Genomic DNA, 17,588 nt, shown 5'->3' with positions numbered 1-17,588 from the left:
TGTTAAGTAGAAAAAAACCGCCCTCGGGCGGTTTTTGAATGCAGAGGCGAAAGGCAAGAAATCGCGCAGCGATTTCCCTCTGGTCAGGGAATCGGAGAGCCTTGCGCTTGCAAGCGCAAGTCGCTTCGTGGGCGCCGGGCATGCCCGGCGAATTCCCGATTCATAGCCTCGCGCTTGCAAGCGCGAGTCGCTCCATCGGCGTCGGGCGTGCCCGACGAATTCCCGATTCCGCCCCCGCGACGCGGGTTCGGTTCCCGCCGCCCGTTAGCGCAAACGAAAAAAAACCGCCCAAGGGCGGTTTTTTTTGCATACGGTGGTGGAGGCGGCGGGAATCGAACCCGCGTCCGCAAGCACTCTACAGACAGTTCTACATACTTAGCACTGCCATTTAATTTAACCGGTACAACGCGGACGTGCACGCTGTGTACAAGCGAGTTACCTATTATTTAGTCCGGAACTAAGTAACCCAGTTCAAGACGAGTCCCTGTAAATGACTCTAGAGCTTTTGACGGCCCACCCCAGGGACGAGGTGTTCTAGAGCTAGCAGCAATTAAGCTGCGAGTGCGTACGAGTTATCGTTTGCAGTTAAGTTTTTCAGGTTGTATTTACGAGGTAGCCCGCCCTCGGTATGCCCTGCGCTGCTTTGCAACCCACGTCGAAACCAGGTCGCCCCCACAGAACAGCCATTGTACCTCAAATCCACATCACTGTGCCACTCTCGTGTCAAGCAAAAACTCATGGCCAGGCTGTCAAAAAATGACCACAAAAGAAAATAAAATTTCTTAAACGCATCAAATAAATTGCCACATGGCACTTTTACAGCTATTCTCTTGGCTGTGACGATGACTCCGCAGTCAAGTCAAACCCTCTAACCCCATTCCAGGAGAACAGCAATGATGACCAAGACGACTTTCCGCCTTTGCGCAGCACTGATCGTAGCAGCGACCGCCAACGTGGCATTCGCAGCAGACGTACCAGCGGTGTTCGACGCTAAAAGCTGCAAGGCCGACTATCCTAAAGCATCGTTGATGAACGAAGAGCAGGGCGTGGTCAGCATGGCTTTCCTGGTGTCGGCCGAAGGCAAGGTGCTGGAAGCGAAACTGGACAAGACCAGCGGCTTCAAGAGCTTGGATAAAGCCGCAATGAGCGCCATCAGCGCCTGCAAATTCAAGCCGGGCAGCAAAGACGGCCGTCCTGACAGCACCTGGACCAAAGTCGAATACAACTGGACCCTGAGCTGATCGATCAGCGCCGGACCATGCGCCAGTAAGGACGCATCGTCTATCGTGGAATCAACAACGCCTGGCCGCTGCTTGAAAAAGCGCGGCCAGGCGTTGTGTTTTGGGGGTGGCCGGACCAGGCCCGCCAGGACGAACCCGTCAGCCCGCCGCGCTTTAGGCCACCAGTGCCGCCGGCGCCGTCGCGGCACTAGTTGCGCGCAGCAGTTCGAGCAGATCCTGCGGCGTGTCGAGCAGGTAGTCGGCGCCCCATTGGGTCGGCTCGACCGCGCCGCAGTAGCCCCAGGCGCAGGCCACGGTGATCATGCCGGCCGCGCGCCCGGCTTCGATGTCGCGCAAATCATCTCCCACGTACCAGCACTGTTCCGGTGCAATGCCGAGCCGGCGCGCGCCTTCGAACAGCGGCGCCGGATGCGGCTTGGCGTGCGCGGTGGTGTCGCCGGAAACGATGCAGCCGGCGTGCTCGAGCCCGATCAGGGGAATCAAGGGATCGGTAAAACGCGCCGGTTTGTTGGTGACGATGCCCCACGCTATGCCGGCCGCGCTGATGCCGGCGAGCAGTTCGGGCACGCCGCCGAACAGGGTGCTGTGCGAGGCCATGTCGGCCTGGTAGTAGTCGAACCATGTCATCCGCAAGGCTTCGTAGCCGGCGTCGCCTGGCGCCAGGCCGAAGGCGGCCCCAATCATGCCGCGCGCGCCGGCCGAGGCGGTCGGGCGCAGCAGCGCGTACGGGGTCGGCTCGAGGCCGCGGTCGGCGCGCAGGCGGTTGACCGCCGCCGCCAGGTCGGGCGCGGTGTCGGCCAGGGTGCCGTCGAGGTCGAACAGGACGGCGCGCGGCGCCGCTGGGGAAAGAGGAAAGGTCATGGCGGCGGCTCGGCGGTCGGGAAGGGCTTTACAGGGGACGGCTGCAGGCGACCAGATAGTTGACGCTGGTGTCCTGGTTCAGGGAGTAGATCTTGGTCAGCGGATTGTAGGTCATGCCCTTGAGCCCGTCCACCTGGAGACCGGCGGCACGCACGAATTGCGCCAGTTCGGAGGGGGTGATGAATTTACCGTAGTCATGGGTGCCCTTGGGCAGCATGCGCAGCAGGTATTCGGCGCCGACCACGGCATATAAATAAGCTTTGGGATTGCGGTTGATGGTCGAGAAAAACACCTGCCCGCCTGGCTTGACCAGGGTCGCGGCTGCTTTCACGATGGCACCCGGATCGGGCACGTGTTCGAGCATTTCCATGCAGGTGACCACGTCGTACTGGCCCGCTTCGCGCGCGGCCATGTCTTCGGCGGCGATCAGTTCGTAGCGCACCTGCACGCCGGACTCGAGGCTGTGCAGGTCGGCGACCTTGAGCGCTTTGTCGGACAGGTCGATGCCGGTGGCGTCGGCGCCTTTGCGCGCCATCGATTCGGTCAGGATGCCGCCGCCGCAGCCAATGTCGATCACCTTTTTGCCGGACAGCGCGGCGCGCGCGTTGATCCATTCGAGACGCAGCGGGTTGATCTCGTGCAAGGGCTTGAACTCGGAGGTCGGATCCCACCAGCGGTGGGCAAGTTCGCTAAATTTCTGGATTTCTAGAGGGTCGGCATTCATACGCGGAATAATAGCGGGAAATCAGGGAATGCGACGGACGCATGCATAAAAAAAACCGCCGGCCGCCCTCAGTCCGCACCGCTTTCGGCCGTGCTGGCGTCAATGGTGATCTTGCCGCTTTCCTGCTCCACCTTGAGCCGCTCGCCGATGCGGGCGATTTCGTTGATCGCCGGAAGCAGTTCGCGTCCCAGCACCGACAGGCTGTATTCGGCCGAGGGCGGCGAGGTGGCCATCAGGGTGCGGATGACGACGCCTTTTTCTTCCAGGTCTTTCAGCCGGCCGGACAGGACCTTGGCGGAAATGCCGGGAATGTCGGCGCGCAGCTCGCCGAAACGGCGCGCATCGCCGCTGAGATTCCACAGCAGGGTCGGGGTCCAGGCGCCACCCAGCAGCCACATGCAGGTGCCTACCGCGCAGCGCGGTACCGGCATGCCGACTTTACTCTTGCGCATCTTCAAGGCCATCGCGACGGCTCCCCATCAGTGGCTTACCGTGCGGTGACTTAGTTACCGAACGGAAACCGGATTATTCTTCTTACCCAGGGTTACTTCGTATCCTTTGGTAACCACGGCGGCTATTATACGGGCCTTCTTCCCCACCGAAAGGATCGTCATGATGAAGCTGTACTATTCCCCCGGCACTTGTTCATTGGCACCGCATATCGTGCTGCGCGAGGCGGGTGTGCCGCACCAGTTGATCAGGGTCGACCTGCGCCGCCATCAGCTGGCCGACGGCGCCGATTACTATGCCGTCAACCCCAAGGGGAGCGTGCCGGCCATTGAGATCGGCGAGGGGGTGTTGCTGACCGAGGGCGTGGCGGTGCTGCAGTATCTGGCCGACCAGCATGCGCCGGCGCTGGCGCCGGCCAACGGCACGCTCGGGCGCGCCCGCCTGCACGAGATATTGAATTATGTGTCGTCCGATTATGCCAAGGCGTATACGCCGCTGTTTTACCTGGCCGATGGCGCCAGCCGCGCCGATGCCGAGCGTCCGGTGATCGCCAAGCTGGGCTATCTCGACCGCCTGCTGGCCGATGGCCGCGCTTTTATCCTGGGGCCGCAATTTTCGGTGGCCGATGCGTATCTGTTCGCCGTGACCCGCTGGGCCATCGACTTCGGTATCGGGTTTGAGGCCGTGCCGGCATTGAAGGCCTACATGGCGCGCGTGGCGGCGCGCGCGCCGGTGCAGCAGGCGTTGCTGGCGGAAGGACTCGCCGCGCACGGCGCGTAAGAAGCAAGAGGGACGCTGCCGCAGCGCACAGCGGGCAAAAAAAACACCCCTGCGCGAGGGGTGTTTTTTTGACGCAGCGAATCGTCGTCCCAGCCAGCTTGCCGCCAGGCCGATCGGCCCGGGCGAACAAGCTGTCAGGCGCGCAGCTTACTTGGCGCGGGTGCCGACGACTTCAACTTCAACGCGGCGGTTCTTGGCGCGGCCTTCAGCGGACTTGTTGTCGGCTACTGGCTGCGTTTCGCCCTTGCCTTCGGTGTAGATGCGGTTCGCTTCGATGCCTTTGGCTTGCAGGTAAGCCTTGACAGCTTCAGCGCGGCGGATCGACAGCTTCTGGTTGTACGCATCGGTACCGACCGAGTCGGTGTGGCCGACGGCGATGATGACTTCCAGGTTCACGCCTTGCAGTTTCGAGCTCAGGTCGTCCAGCTTGCTCTTGCCTTCCGCTTTCAGGACCGACTTGTCGAAGTCGAACAGCGCGTCAGCGGAGAAACTCACTTTTTCCGACGTCACGACCGGGCCGACAGGCGTGACTGGCTGGGCTCCCGGGGCGATCGGAGGCTGAACCACGGCTACTGGCGGCGTGACGCATTTGCCGTTTTCCAGTTTCGCTGGCTCAACGCACAGCGGCAGGTCGCAACCTGGAACCGCATCGGCCGGGGTCCAGTAGCCAGTGCGCCAGCACAGGCCGAAAGGATCGCGCGCGATCACGCCACGGGCATCCTGGACATAGGCGCTGTTTGGCTTCGGTGCCATGATGTCGGTGGTTACAGGAGCGAACGGTGGCGACTGTTGTGCCAGTGCGCTGCCTGCAATCGCGGAAGCCGCGAGCATGAGCGAGACGAGTTTTTTCATAGTTTTTCTTCCTTTCGGGGGTGATATCCGCAGCTTTATAGCTGCGCAACTTTTCGTGCGTGGACAAGATAGTAACAGCTTGCCCCAGCCATTACCCGTGACAGTTTCGTGACAGCTTGTGAAACAGGCAATTAACTTCTGGGCCATTTTGCCACAGGCGCTTAATTAGCACGAAGGCTGTTAAAACAATCGTGCTGCAATGTGGTGCATCACGTTGTTTTCGTGCAACATCGTGTCTGGCGTGTCATCATCGGGTTGACAAAATGTGAACGTTTTTATGATTTCGATCACGCTTGTTTCATTGCCCTACATTTAGGATTTGCGCAACTGCCATACCGCGCATGCTAAAATCCCACGCTTGTCTGTAGCTAAGTAGGTGGGCGCACCATCGTTGTGCACCCGTCCCGCTGGCGGCATCGAACATGCAGCAGGGGACGTCGACAACCGCGCCGAAACGCCGGTGGCGCCGTTCCAGCATTTGCGTACAGCTAATATAACCACAGCCTGAGATCAGTCCCGCCAATGGATCAATTCGCAAAAGAAACAATCCCCATTTCCCTCGAAGAAGAGATGCGCAAGAGCTACCTCGATTACGCGATGAGCGTGATCGTGGGCCGTGCCTTGCCGGATGTGCGCGACGGCTTGAAGCCGGTGCACCGCCGCGTCTTGTTCGCCATGCACGAAATGAACAATGTGTACAACCGCCCGTACGTGAAGTGCGCGCGCGTGGTCGGCGAAACCATGGGTAAGTACCACCCGCACGGCGACGCGTCGATCTACGACACGCTGGTGCGCATGGCCCAGGATTTCTCCTTGCGCTACACCTTGATCGATGGCCAGGGCAACTTCGGCTCGGTCGACGGCGACAGCGCCGCGGCGATGCGTTACACCGAGTGCCGCCTCGACAAGATCGCCGGCGAGATCCTGGCCGATATCGACAAGGATACGGTCGACTTCCAGCCCAACTATGATGGCAAGGAAAAAGAACCGACGGTGCTGCCGACCCGGATTCCCAACCTGCTGATCAACGGCTCGTCCGGCATCGCGGTCGGCATGGCCACCAACATCCCGCCGCACAACCTGACCGAGATCGTCAACGGCGCCCTGCACGTGCTGCGCAATCCGGACTGCACCATCGACGAGCTGATCGAGATCATCCCGGCGCCGGACTTCCCGACCGCCGGCATCATCTACGGCGTCTCGGGCGTGCGCGACGGCTACCGCACCGGGCGTGGCCGCGTGGTCATGCGCGCCAAGACCCACTTCGAGGAATACGGCAAGGATGGCGGGCGCATCGCGATCATCGTCGACGAGCTGCCGTACCAGGTCAACAAAAAGTCCCTGCTCGAGCGCATCGCCGAGAACGTGCGCGACAAGAAGCTCGAAGGCATTTCCGACATCCGCGACGAGTCCGACAAATCGGGCATGCGCGTGGTCATCGAACTGAAACGCGGCGAAGTGCCGGAAGTCGTGCTCAACAATCTGTACAAGCAGACCCAGTTGCAGGACACCTTCGGCATGAACATGGTCGCGCTGGTCAACGGCCAGCCGAAACTGCTGAACCTCAAGCAGATGCTGCAATGCTTCCTGTCGCACCGGCGCGAAGTGGTCACGCGCCGCACCGTGTTCGAACTGCGCAAGGCGCGCGAACGCGGCCACATGCTCGAAGGCCTGGCCGTCGCCCTGGCCAATATCGACGACTTCATCGCCATCATCAAGGCCGCGCCGTCGCCACCGATCGCCAAGACCGAACTGATGGCGCGCGCGTGGGACTCGTCGCTGGTGCGCGAAATGCTGCTGCGTACCGCCGAAGGCACCACCGTCGGCGGCGTCGAGGCCTTCCGTCCGGAGCACCTGCCGAAGCACTACGGCATGCAGCCCGATGGCCAGTACAAGCTGTCCGACGAACAGGCGCAAGAGATCTTGCAGATGCGCCTGCAACGCCTGACCGGCCTTGAGCAGGACAAGATCGTCAACGAGTACAAAGACATCATGGCGCACATCGCCGACCTGCTCGACATCCTGGCCAAGCCGGAGCGCGTGACCGTCATCATCACCGACGAAATGACGGTGATCATGAACGAGTACGGCGTCGGCAACAAGGACGTGCGCCGCTCGACCATCGAGCACAATGCCACCGATCTGGAGACCGAAGATTTGATCACGCCGCAGGACATGGTCGTGACGCTGTCGCACACCGGCTACATGAAGTCGCAGCCGATCTCCGAATACCGCGCGCAAAAGCGCGGTGGACGCGGCAAGCAGGCCATGGCGACCAAGGAAGAAGACTGGATCGACCAGCTGTTTATCGCCAACACGCACGATTACATCCTGTGCTTCTCGAACCGCGGCCGCATGTACTGGCTCAAGGTGTGGGAAGTGCCGCAAGGCTCGCGCAACTCGCGCGGCAAACCGATCGTCAACATGTTCCCGCTGCAGGACAACGAGAAGATCACTGTGGTGCTGCCGCTGTCGGGCGTGAACCGCACCTTCCCGGAAGACCACTACGTGTTCATGGCGACCAGCCTCGGTACCGTCAAGAAGACGCCGCTCAAGGACTTCAGCAATCCACGCAAGGCCGGCATCATCGCGGTCGACCTGGACGACGGCGACTTCCTGATCGGCGCCGCGCTGACCGATGGCGAGCACGATGTGATGCTGTTCTCCGACTCCGGCAAGGCGGTGCGCTTCGACGAGAACGATGTGCGTCCGATGGGCCGTACCGCGCGCGGCGTGCGCGGCATGAACCTGGAAGAGGGCCAGAACGTGATCGCCCTGCTGGTGGCCGAGAACGAGCAGCAGTCGGTGCTCACGGCGACCGAAAACGGCTTCGGCAAGCGTACTCCGATCACCGAGTACACCCGCCACGGGCGCGGCACCAAGGGCATGATCGCGATCCAGACCAGCGAGCGTAACGGCCGCGTGGTCGCCGCCACCCTGGTCGAACCGAGCGACGAGATCATGCTGATCACCACCGGCGGCGTCTTGATCCGCACGCGCGTGTCGGAAATCCGCGAAATGGGCCGCGCTACGCAAGGCGTGACCCTGATCGCGGTCGAAGACGGCACCAAGTTGAGCGGCCTGCAGCGCATCGTCGAAACCGACCTCGAAGACGTCGACCTCGAAACGCCGCCGGAGTAAACACGGCGCGGGGCCGGCATCATTTTCGCACTTCGTGCGAGAATGATGCCGGCCCTTTTTCTTTTTTGCGCTTGTCCCGGGCATCCACGTTTCCGTTTGGAGAGTTATCATGAAAAAACTGACCGCCATAATGTGTACCGCGCTGGCCCTGGTGGCCACGCCGGTGTTTGCCCAGAAGGCTGCGATCGACCCGGCCGCGGACAAGGCCACGCGCGCGCTGCTCGCGTCGATGGGCACGCGCAAGATGATCAAGGATAGTTTCGAGCAGATGAAGGCGACCATGCCGCAGATGATTCTCGACACCGCCACTGCCGTCATCAACAACAACCCACGCCTGAGCGCCGCGCAGAAGAAGGCGGCCCTGGCCGAAGCGACCAAGAAAGTGCCGGAGGTCGCCGCGCGCGTCCAGCACGTGTTTGAAGACCCTGCTCTGGTCGAGGAAATGGTCGAAGCAGTCGTGCCGCTCTACGCGAGCCGCTTTACGGTGGCCGAAATCGAGCAGATCGCCGCGTTTTACCGTAGCCCGGTGGGCGCCAAGATGCTGGCCGCCACGCCGCAGATTATGAGCGAGTCCATGCAGATGAGTCAGAAGATAATGATGCCGCGCATGGGTAAGATCATGCAGGAAGCGACTGCCGCCGCCACCGCCACCGCCAAATAGTCGTTCATCCCACTTGCAAGGACCTCCGTGACCCAGATCTACAACTTCTCCGCCGGCCCCGCCGTCCTGCCCAAGGAAGTGCTGCAAGAGGCCGCCGCCGACATGCTCGACTGGCACGGCAGCGGCATGTCGGTGATGGAGATGAGTCACCGCGGCCCCGAGTTCATCTCGATCTACCAAGCGGCCGTGCGCGACCTGCGCCTGCTGCTGAACGTCCCCGCCAACTACAAGATCCTGTTCCTGCAAGGCGGCGGCCTGGGCGAAAACGCCATCGTGCCGATGAACCTGGTGGGCCGCGTATCCGCCCCGGCCACCATCGACTTCGTCCATACCGGTTCCTGGTCCGGCAAATCGGTCAAGGAAGCGGCGCGTTACGCCAACGTCAACGTGGCTGCCAGCGGTGAGGCGGGGCGCTTTACCACGGTGCCGCCGCAAAGCGAGTGGAAGCTCACCCCCGGCGCGGCCTACCTGCACCTGTGCACCAACGAAACCATCGACGGCGTCGAATACAACTTCGTGCCCGACCTGGCCGGCGGGACGCCGATCGTGGCCGACATGTCCTCGCACATTCTGTCGCGCGTGATCGACGTGAGCAAATACGGCGTCATTTTCGCCGGCGCGCAAAAGAACATCGGCCCGGCCGGCCTCACGCTCGTGATCGTGCGCGAGGACCTGCTCGGGCACGCGCTGCCGATCTGCCCGTCCGCCTTCGACTGGAGCATCGTCGCCGCGCACGACTCGATGTACAACACGCCGCCGACCTACGGCATCTACATCGCCGGCCTGGTGTTCGCGCACCTGCTGCGCCAGGGCGGGGTGGCCGCCGCCGAACAACGCAACATCGCCAAGGCCGGCCTGCTGTACGCGGCCCTGGACATCGACGATTTTTACCAGAACCGCGTGGCGAAAGACTGCCGCTCGCGCATGAACGTGCCGTTCTACCTGCGCGACGAAACGCTCAACGACAAATTCCTGGCCGGTGCAAAAGCGCGCGGCCTGCTGCAGCTCAAGGGCCACAAGTCCGTGGGCGGTATGCGCGCATCGCTCTACAACGCGATGCCGATCGAGGGCGTGCAAGCCCTGGTCGATTACCTGAACGAGTTCGCCGGCCGTACGTAACAACAGGGGATCTCCCCTACGCGAACACCCGATTCACCGCAAACCATGCCGCATTCATGACAGACAAACTCACACCATTGCGCGAACAGATCGATGCGATCGACGCGCAGATTCTCAGCCTTCTCAGCGCCCGTGCGCGCCTGGCGCAGGAAGTCGGCCACGTCAAGGCCGAAACCAGCGCCCCCGTATTCCGTCCCGAACGCGAAGCGCAGGTGCTGCGCGGCGTGGCCGACCGCAACCCGGGTCCGTTAAAGGCGGCCGAAGTGCAGACCATCTTCCGCGAGATCATGTCGGCCTGCCGCTCGCTCGAAAAGCGCGTCACCGTGGCCTATCTCGGCCCGTCCGGCACCTTCACCGAGCAGGCCGCGTTCCAGCAGTTCGGCAGCGCCATCGAAGGGCTGCCGTGCATCTCGATCGACGAAGTGTTCCGCGCCACCGAAGCCGGCACCGCCGATTTCGGCGTGGTCCCGGTCGAAAATTCGTCCGAAGGGGCGGTCAACCGCACGCTCGACCTGATGCTCGGCACCACCACCATCATCAGCGGCGAGATTTCGATCCCGGTGCACCACAGCCTGATGACCAAGACCGGCAACATGGACGGCGTGACGGTGGTGTGCGCGCATTCGCAGGCGCTGGCCCAGTGCCAGGTCTGGCTGAACCAGAACTACCCCGGCATCGAACGGCGCGCCGTGGTATCGAACGCCGAAGCGGCCGTCATGGCCAGCAAGGACCAGACGATTGCGGCGATTGCCAGTGAAATGGCGGGCGAACAGTACCGCCTCGGCGTGGTCAAGGGCCACATCCAGGACGACCCGCACAACCGCACGCGTTTTGCCGTCATCGGCCACTTGCAGACCAACCCCTCGGGCAGCGACCAGACCTCGCTGGTGCTGGCGGTGCCGAACAAGGCGGGCGCGGTCTACAACCTGCTGGCGCCGCTGGCCGTGAACGGCGTGTCGATGACGCGCTTTGAATCGCGCCCGGCCCGCATCGGCACCTGGGAATACTATTTTTATGTCGACATCGAAGGCCACGTGCAGGACCCTGCGGTGGCCAAGGCGCTCGACGAACTGCGCGACAACGCCGCCTTCTTCAAGGTGCTCGGCTCGTACCCGCTCAGTCTTTGATTTTCAATGTATCAAACAACCTTAAAACAACTACAGAGATAAAACCATGTCCCAGCAATTCGGTCCAGAATACGTCCGCGCCATCGCCCCTTACCAAGCGGGCAAACCGATCGCCGAAGTCGCGCGCGAGTTCGGCCTCGACGAAGCGAATATCGTCAAACTGGCGTCGAACGAAAATCCGTTCGGCGTGCCCGCATCGAGCCAGCAAGCCATGGCCGCAGCGGTGGCCGACCTGGGACGCTACCCGGACGCCAACGGTTTCGACCTGAAAGCGGCGCTGTCCAAGCGCTACGAGGTGCCGGCCGACTGGATCACTCTGGGTAACGGCAGCAACGACATTTTGGAAATCGCCGCCCACGCCTTTGTGCAAAAAGGCCAGGCCGTGGTGTACTCGCAGTATTCGTTCGCCGTTTATGCGCTGGCGACGCAAGGCGTGGGCGCGCGCGCCATCGTGGTGCCGGCCAGGGACTATGGCCATGACCTCGACGCCATGGCGGCGGCGATTGACGCCGACACGCGCCTGGTCTTCATCGCCAACCCCAACAACCCGACCGGCACCTTTATTGCGGCCGCGCAGATCGAAGCGTTCCTGGACAAAGTGCCGGCCAACGTGGTCGTGGTGCTGGACGAAGCCTACAACGAGTTCCTCGCGCCCGAGCACCAGTTCGAGTCAAGCCAGTGGGCGCGCAAGTACCCGAATTTGCTGGTCTCGCGCACCTTCTCCAAGGCCTACGGCCTGGCCGGCCTGCGCGTCGGTTTTGCGATTGCGCAGCCGGCCCTGACCGACCTGATGAACCGCATCCGCCAGCCGTTCAACGTGAACTCGCTGGCGCAGGCGGCGGCGATTGCCGCCCTCAACGACAAACCGTTCCTGGAGCAGGGCGCCAAAAACAACGCCGCCGGCTACGCCCAGTTTGTCGAAGCCTTTGACGAGCTGGGATTGCAGTACGTGCCCTCGTTCGGTAACTTCGTGCTGGTCAAGGTCGGCGACGACGATGGCGCCGGTGCGCGCGTGAACCTGGCGCTGCTCAAGCAAGGCGTGATCGTGCGCCCGGTCGGCAACTACGGCCTGCCGCAATGGCTGCGCATCTCGATCGGCCTGCCGGCCGAAAACGCGATCTTCATCGCCGCCCTCAAGAAAGCGCTGGCCTGACGTGTTCAATAAAGTCGTCATTGTCGGCGTCGGGCTGATCGGCGGCTCGTTCGCGCGCGCGCTGCGCCATGCCGGCGTGGCCGGCACCCTGGTTGGCGTGGGCCGCTCGCCCGAGGCGATGGCGCGCGCGCTGGAACTTGGCATCGTCGATCAGGTTGCCGCTTCGGTGCAGGAGGCGATGGCGGGCGCCGACCTGGTGCTGATCGCCGCACCGGTGGCGCAGACCGCAGCGATCCTGGCGTCCCTGCTGCCGTACCTGGAAGCGGGCACCATCGTCACCGACGCCGGCAGCACCAAGTCGGACGTGGTGGCGGCGGCGCGCGCCGTGATGAAGGAGCGGGTCGGCCAGTTCGTGCCGGGGCACCCGATCGCCGGGCGCGAAACCAACGGGCCGGATGCCGCCATCGTCGACCTGTACCACGGCAAAAAGACCGTGCTCACGCCGCTGCCCGAAAACACGGCCGGCGATGTTGACAAGGTGGCGGCCGCGTGGCGCGCCTGCGGCGCCATCATCCACACGCTCTCGCCGCAGGAGCACGACACCGTGTTCGCCTCGGTCAGCCACCTGCCGCATCTGCTGGCGTACGCGCTGGTCGACGACATCGCCCGCAAGCCCCACGCGGGGCTGCTGTTCCAGTACGCCGCCAGCGGCTTTCGGGACTTCACACGCATCGCCGGCTCCTCGCCCGAGATGTGGCGCGACATCTCGCTGGCCAACCAGCCGGCCCTGTTGGGCGAGTTGGATGCATATCTGGCACAATTAACGGCGATCCGCGCCATGCTCGCCAATGGCGACGGCGCGGCGCTCGAAGCGGTCTACGCCAACGCCCAGCGTGCGCGCTGCCGCTGGATCGAAGCGATCGAAACGGCCGAAACGCCGCCGGCGCAAGACAAGAGTCCCGAATAAACCCAGCATTTCAAGGAACCCCAGCATGACCCAGCAGAAGCAATATCCGCATCATATCGATCTCAAGCCCGTCATGCACGTCGAGGGCGTGGTGCGGCTGCCGGGGTCCAAGAGCATCTCCAACCGCACCTTGCTGCTGGCCGCGCTGGCCGAAGGCACCACCACCATCATCGGCCTGCTGGCGTCGGACGACACGCTCGTCATGCTCGGCGCACTGCGCTCGCTGGGCCTGGGATGGGACCAGGTCGACGAACACACCCACATCGTGCATGGCGGCGGCGGCGCCTTGCCGGTGCACGAAGCCGATCTGTTCATGGGTAACGCCGGCACCGCGATCCGCCCGCTCACAGCGGCGCTGGCCGTCATTGGCGGCGACTACACGCTGCACGGCGTCACGCGCATGCACGAGCGTCCCATCGGCGACCTGGTCGACGCCCTGAACGCGATCGGTGCCCAGATCGAGTACACCGGGGTGGAAGGATATCCGCCGCTGCGCATCCGGCGCGGGCATATCCATGCGCAGCGCCTGTCGGTGCGCGGGAATGTGTCGAGCCAGTTCCTGACCGCGCTGCTGATGGCCGCGCCGCTGATGGCGCGCGAGCAGCCGGTGACGATTGACGTGGTCGGGGAGCTGATCTCCAAGCCGTACATCGAAATCACCCTGAACCTGATGCGGCGCTTCGGCGTGACGGTCGAGCAGGACGGCTGGCAATCGTTCACCGTGCAGCCGGGGCAGCGTTACACCAGTCCGGGCACGATTCATGTGGAAGGCGACGCCTCGTCGGCCTCGTACTTTTTGGCGGCGGGCGCGATTGGCGGCGGTCCGATCCGGGTTGAAGGAGTAGGGCGCGACAGTATCCAGGGCGACGTGCGCTTTGCCGAAGCGCTCGAGCAGATGGGCGCGACGATCACGCGCGGCGACAACTGGATCGAAGCGCGCTCGAACGGCGTGTTAAAAGCCATCGACGCCGATTTCAACCACATTCCCGATGCGGCGATGACGATTGCGGTGGCCGCGCTGTACGCCGAAGGCACCACCACCCTTCGCAACATTGCCAGCTGGCGCGTAAAAGAAACCGACCGCCTGGCCGCGATGGCGACCGAACTGCGCAAACTCGGCGCGATCGTGGTGGAGGGGCCGGACTTCATCTCGGTCACCCCGCCCGAGGGCGAGCTGAGCGCCGCGACGATCGACACCTACGACGACCACCGGATGGCGATGTGCTTCTCGCTGGCAAGTTTGGATGGCAAAGCGCGGCGCGGCAACACGATGCGCATCAACGACCCGAAATGCGTCGCCAAGACCTTCCCCGACTACTTCGACGCCTTCGCCGGCATCGCCCACGACCAACTGATTTAAAGTTGCAAAACCGGCAGCCGGCGCACCGGGGACAGACCCCGGTTTTGCAACAATATCTCAACTGAATATATTTTTTAACCGGGGTCTGTCCCCGGTTTTGCAACAAAATTCCGACGAGACATATTTTTTAACCGGGGTCTGTCCCCGGTTTTGCAAGTTCCGGCCGCCAGTTTTGCTCGTTTTTACTGATTTCACCAGGACACCGTCCCATGCCACATTCGCATATCCCCGTCATCGCCATCGATGGCCCCACCGCTTCCGGCAAGGGTACCGTCGCCCACCGGGTGGCCGATCGCCTCGGCTTTCATTACCTCGATTCCGGCGCCCTGTACCGCCTGACCGCGCTGATGGCGCTGCGCCGCGCCACGCCGCTGACCGATGAACACGGCCTCGCCAAGCTGGCCGAACACCTCCCGGCCAGCTTCAGCGGCGGTGAAATCCTGCTGGCGAACGAAAATGTCACCCAACTCATCCGCGCGGAAGAAGTTGGCAACATGGCATCGAAGATCGCCGCGCTGCCGGCCGTGCGCCAGGCCCTGTTCGCGTTGCAACTGGGCTTTCGCCGGGCGCCAGGCCTGGTCGCCGATGGGCGCGACATGGGGACGGTCATCTTTCCGCACGCGCAACTGAAGGTGTTTCTCACCGCCAGTACCGAGGCGCGCGCGCAACGCCGATATAAGCAATTGATTGACAAGGGGTTTTCTGCTAATATAGAAGACCTCCTGTCCGATTTGAAGGCGCGCGACGACCGTGATACTTACCGGGCCATCGCGCCATTGATGCCGGCAGAAGGGGCGCACCTGCTCGATACCTCCAATATGACCGCTGACGAAGCGGTCGAGGAAGTGCTGAAATGGTATGCGCACGCTAAGTAGTAGCAATGGGTGCTTGCAATTGCAATAGTGCCATTGCAGGCGTTGAATCAACCTATAACCCAGTTTAAGTCGCATGGTGCGATCTCTGCTGGCTAACTCGTGTACAAACTATGTCAACAGCAACAACTGAAGCAACCGGTATGGAAAGTTTTGCAGCGCTCTTCGAGGAATCGTTGTCGCGCCAAGATATGCGCTCCGGCGAAGTTATTTCCGCTGAAGTCGTGCGTCTCGACCACAATTTCGTGATCGTGAACGCTGGCCTCAAATCCGAAGCTTTCATTCCTATCGAAGAATTCAAGAACGACCAGGGCGAACTGGAAGTTCAAGTCGGCGATTTCGTTTCCGTAGCGATTGAGTCGCTGGAAAACGGCTTCGGCGACACCATCCTGTCGCGCGACAAGGCAAAACGCCTGGCGTCGTGGCTGGCACTGGAAAAAGCCATGGAATCGGGCGAGATCGTCGTCGGTACCGTCAATGGCAAAGTCAAGGGCGGCCTGACCGTTCTGACCAACGGCATCCGCGCGTTCCTGCCGGGTTCGCTGGTCGACACCCGTCCTGTCAAGGACACCACCCCGTTCGAAGGCAAGACCCTGGAATTCAAGGTCATCAAGCTCGACCGTAAGCGTAACAACGTGGTTCTGTCCCGCCGCGCCGTCATCGAAGCATCGATGGGCGAAGAGCGTCAGAAACTGATGGAAACGCTGAAAGAAGGCACCGTGGTTACCGGCGTCGTCAAAAATATCACCGACTACGGCGCGTTCGTGGATCTGGGCGGTATCGATGGCCTGCTGCACATCACCGATCTGGCATGGCGTCGTGTGCGTCACCCGTCGGAAGTGCTGACCGTTGGCCAGGAAATCACCGCCAAAGTCCTGAAGTACGATCAGGAAAAGAACCGTGTTTCGCTGGGCGTGAAGCAACTGGGCGACGATCCTTGGACCGGTCTGTCCCGTCGTTACCCACAAAGCACCCGTCTGTTCGGCAAAGTAACGAACCTCACCGACTACGGCGCGTTCGTGGAAGTCGAGCAGGGTATCGAAGGTCTGGTTCACGTTTCCGAAATGGACTGGACCAACAAGAACGTGGCACCAAACAAAGTTGTCCAGCTGGGCGACGAAGTGGAAGTCATGGTTCTCGAGATCGACGAAGAGCGTCGCCGTATTTCGCTGGGCATGAAGCAGTGCAAAGCAAATCCATGGGATGACTTCGGCGTTACCCATAAAAAGGGCGACAAAGTCCGCGGCGCAATCAAGTCGATCACCGACTTCGGCGTGTTCATCGGCCTGGCCGGCAACATCGACGGCCTGGTGCACCTGTCCGACCTGTCCTGGACCGAAACCGGCGAAGAAGCTGTCCGCCGTTTCAAAAAGGGCGACGAACTGGAAGCCATCGTGCTGGCGATCGACGTCGAGCGCGAGCGCGTTTCCCTGGGTGTCAAGCAACTCGAAGGCGACCCATTCAACAACTTCGCTGCAATGAACGACAAAGGCTCCCTGGTAACGGGTACGGTCAAGTCGGTCGAGCCTAAGGGCGCTGTGATCCAGCTGTCCGAAGAAGTTGAAGGCTACCTGCGTGCTTCCGAAATCTCGCGCGACCGCGTTGAAGATGCCGGTACCCACCTGAAGGTTGGCGATTCGGTTGAAGCTCTGGTGATCAACATTGACCGCAAAGCGCGCAGCATCCAGCTGTCGATCAAAGCGAAAGACAATGTCGAGACCCAGGAAGCGATGCAGAAAATGGCATCGACCTCCGACAACAATGCAGCATCGGGCACCACCAGCCTGGGCGCACTGTTGAAAGCTAAGTTCGACAACAAGAACTAAGACACCCGGAATCGACAGATGACGAAGTCCGAGTTGATTAACCGCCTGGCTGAGCGCTATTCTCAGCTGGTGGCCAAGGATGCGGAGTACGCTGTCAAGACCATTCTCGATGCCATGACCAACGCTTTGGCGACTGGCCAGCGCATCGAGATCCGTGGTTTTGGTAGTTTTGCCCTGAACAGCCGGCCGCCGCGCATCGGACGCAATCCCAAGTCCGGCGACAAGGTGATGGTTCCCGAAAAACGGGTACCGCACTTCAAGCCGGGCAAGCAATTGCGCGAACGGGTAGATGCGATGGTCGGGCAGCCGATTATTGAAGACTGAGTCGTTTGTCGACACAGAAGAACGGCATCCCTGGATGCCGTTTTTTTTCGTCCGCAAAGTTGCAAAACCGGGGACAGACCCCGGTTTTGCAACTTCGGGGTCTGTCCCCGGTTTTACAACTTCCCGGCCTGCCGTCCTGCCCCGGACCCCCTCTGTTTTGGTGTAATATGCGACACTTGCGACCTTTTCA

At 61.9% G+C, this 17,588-nt stretch carries 16 protein-coding genes and 1 other RNA gene; 12 read left to right on the top strand and 5 right to left on the bottom strand.

Going from position 1 to position 17,588, the window contains the following annotated elements; genetic code table 11:
* Nucleotides 1–314: 314 nt before the first annotated feature.
* Nucleotides 315–674, bottom strand: a transfer-messenger RNA (tmRNA) gene (gene ssrA, locus F1609_RS13400).
* A gap of 222 nt (nucleotides 675–896) precedes the next feature.
* On the opposite strand from ssrA, the gene F1609_RS13395 reads away from it, so the two are divergent.
* On the top strand, nucleotides 897–1,241 hold the full coding sequence (locus tag F1609_RS13395) for an energy transducer TonB (RefSeq protein ID WP_167077029.1): 345 nt from the start codon (nucleotides 897–899) through the stop codon (nucleotides 1,239–1,241).
* A gap of 153 nt (nucleotides 1,242–1,394) precedes the next feature.
* On the opposite strand, the gene F1609_RS13390 is transcribed toward F1609_RS13395, so the two are convergent.
* The 3 genes from F1609_RS13390 to F1609_RS13380 form a co-directional block, all read right to left on the bottom strand.
* Nucleotides 1,395–2,102 (bottom strand): HAD family hydrolase, encoded by a 708-nt coding sequence (locus F1609_RS13390; RefSeq protein ID WP_167076916.1) that lies wholly within the window; start codon nucleotides 2,100–2,102, stop codon nucleotides 1,395–1,397.
* Between the two features lie 28 nt (nucleotides 2,103–2,130).
* Entirely contained in the window at nucleotides 2,131–2,826 is a 696-nt protein-coding gene (gene ubiG / locus F1609_RS13385; RefSeq protein ID WP_167076915.1) for a bifunctional 2-polyprenyl-6-hydroxyphenol methylase/3-demethylubiquinol 3-O-methyltransferase UbiG, read from the bottom strand.
* Nucleotides 2,827–2,894: 68 nt separating this feature from the next.
* Nucleotides 2,895–3,278, bottom strand: a complete 384-nt coding sequence (locus F1609_RS13380; RefSeq protein ID WP_229421870.1) for a winged helix-turn-helix transcriptional regulator — start codon at nucleotides 3,276–3,278, stop codon at nucleotides 2,895–2,897.
* A gap of 160 nt (nucleotides 3,279–3,438) precedes the next feature.
* Between F1609_RS13380 and F1609_RS13375 the strand changes: the two genes are divergently transcribed.
* Nucleotides 3,439–4,056, top strand: coding sequence for a glutathione S-transferase C-terminal domain-containing protein (locus F1609_RS13375; protein ID WP_229421869.1), 618 nt, complete (start codon nucleotides 3,439–3,441; stop codon nucleotides 4,054–4,056).
* A 147-nt stretch (nucleotides 4,057–4,203) separates the two neighbouring features.
* Here the strand turns inward: F1609_RS13375 and ompA are convergent, their stop codons facing one another.
* Nucleotides 4,204–4,908, bottom strand: a complete 705-nt coding sequence (ompA, locus tag F1609_RS13370; protein ID WP_167076913.1) for an outer membrane protein OmpA — start codon at nucleotides 4,906–4,908, stop codon at nucleotides 4,204–4,206.
* A 522-nt stretch (nucleotides 4,909–5,430) separates the two neighbouring features.
* Between ompA and gyrA the strand changes: the two genes are divergently transcribed.
* From gyrA to F1609_RS13320, 10 genes are all read left to right on the top strand, one after another.
* Complete coding sequence (gyrA, locus tag F1609_RS13365; RefSeq protein ID WP_167076912.1) at nucleotides 5,431–8,049, top strand: DNA gyrase subunit A; 2,619 nt, start codon at nucleotides 5,431–5,433, stop codon at nucleotides 8,047–8,049.
* A gap of 109 nt (nucleotides 8,050–8,158) precedes the next feature.
* Nucleotides 8,159–8,710: a DUF2059 domain-containing protein gene (locus F1609_RS13360; protein WP_167076911.1), complete on the top strand. Its 552-nt coding sequence runs from the start codon at nucleotides 8,159–8,161 to the stop codon at nucleotides 8,708–8,710.
* Nucleotides 8,711–8,737: 27 nt separating this feature from the next.
* Nucleotides 8,738–9,829, top strand: a complete 1,092-nt coding sequence (gene serC / locus F1609_RS13355) for a 3-phosphoserine/phosphohydroxythreonine transaminase (RefSeq protein WP_167076910.1) — start codon at nucleotides 8,738–8,740, stop codon at nucleotides 9,827–9,829.
* 56 nt (nucleotides 9,830–9,885) lie between these two features.
* On the top strand, nucleotides 9,886–10,956 hold the full coding sequence (gene pheA / locus F1609_RS13350; RefSeq protein ID WP_167076909.1) for a prephenate dehydratase: 1,071 nt from the start codon (nucleotides 9,886–9,888) through the stop codon (nucleotides 10,954–10,956).
* Between the two features lie 46 nt (nucleotides 10,957–11,002).
* Complete coding sequence (gene hisC, locus F1609_RS13345) at nucleotides 11,003–12,109, top strand: histidinol-phosphate transaminase (protein ID WP_167076908.1); 1,107 nt, start codon at nucleotides 11,003–11,005, stop codon at nucleotides 12,107–12,109.
* 1 nt (nucleotide 12,110) lies between these two features.
* On the top strand, nucleotides 12,111–13,016 hold the full coding sequence (locus F1609_RS13340) for a prephenate dehydrogenase (protein WP_167076907.1): 906 nt from the start codon (nucleotides 12,111–12,113) through the stop codon (nucleotides 13,014–13,016).
* A gap of 25 nt (nucleotides 13,017–13,041) precedes the next feature.
* Nucleotides 13,042–14,376: a 3-phosphoshikimate 1-carboxyvinyltransferase gene (gene aroA / locus F1609_RS13335; RefSeq protein ID WP_167076906.1), complete on the top strand. Its 1,335-nt coding sequence runs from the start codon at nucleotides 13,042–13,044 to the stop codon at nucleotides 14,374–14,376.
* Between the two features lie 209 nt (nucleotides 14,377–14,585).
* Nucleotides 14,586–15,251 carry a (d)CMP kinase gene (cmk, locus tag F1609_RS13330; RefSeq protein WP_167076905.1) on the top strand — a complete coding sequence of 222 codons (666 nt, stop codon included), beginning with the start codon at nucleotides 14,586–14,588 and terminating at the stop codon, nucleotides 15,249–15,251.
* 110 nt (nucleotides 15,252–15,361) lie between these two features.
* Nucleotides 15,362–17,074, top strand: coding sequence for a 30S ribosomal protein S1 (gene rpsA / locus F1609_RS13325; protein WP_267876789.1), 1,713 nt, complete (start codon nucleotides 15,362–15,364; stop codon nucleotides 17,072–17,074).
* A gap of 18 nt (nucleotides 17,075–17,092) precedes the next feature.
* Complete coding sequence (locus tag F1609_RS13320) at nucleotides 17,093–17,398, top strand: integration host factor subunit beta (protein WP_008446215.1); 306 nt, start codon at nucleotides 17,093–17,095, stop codon at nucleotides 17,396–17,398.
* The last annotated feature ends 190 nt before the right edge of the window (nucleotides 17,399–17,588 follow it).

This window comes from Massilia aquatica, from assembly GCF_011682045.1.
GTDB classification, from domain to species: domain Bacteria; phylum Pseudomonadota; class Gammaproteobacteria; order Burkholderiales; family Burkholderiaceae_D; genus Telluria_A; species Telluria_A aquatica.
This window is presented reverse-complemented; position numbering and strand designations above follow the sequence as displayed.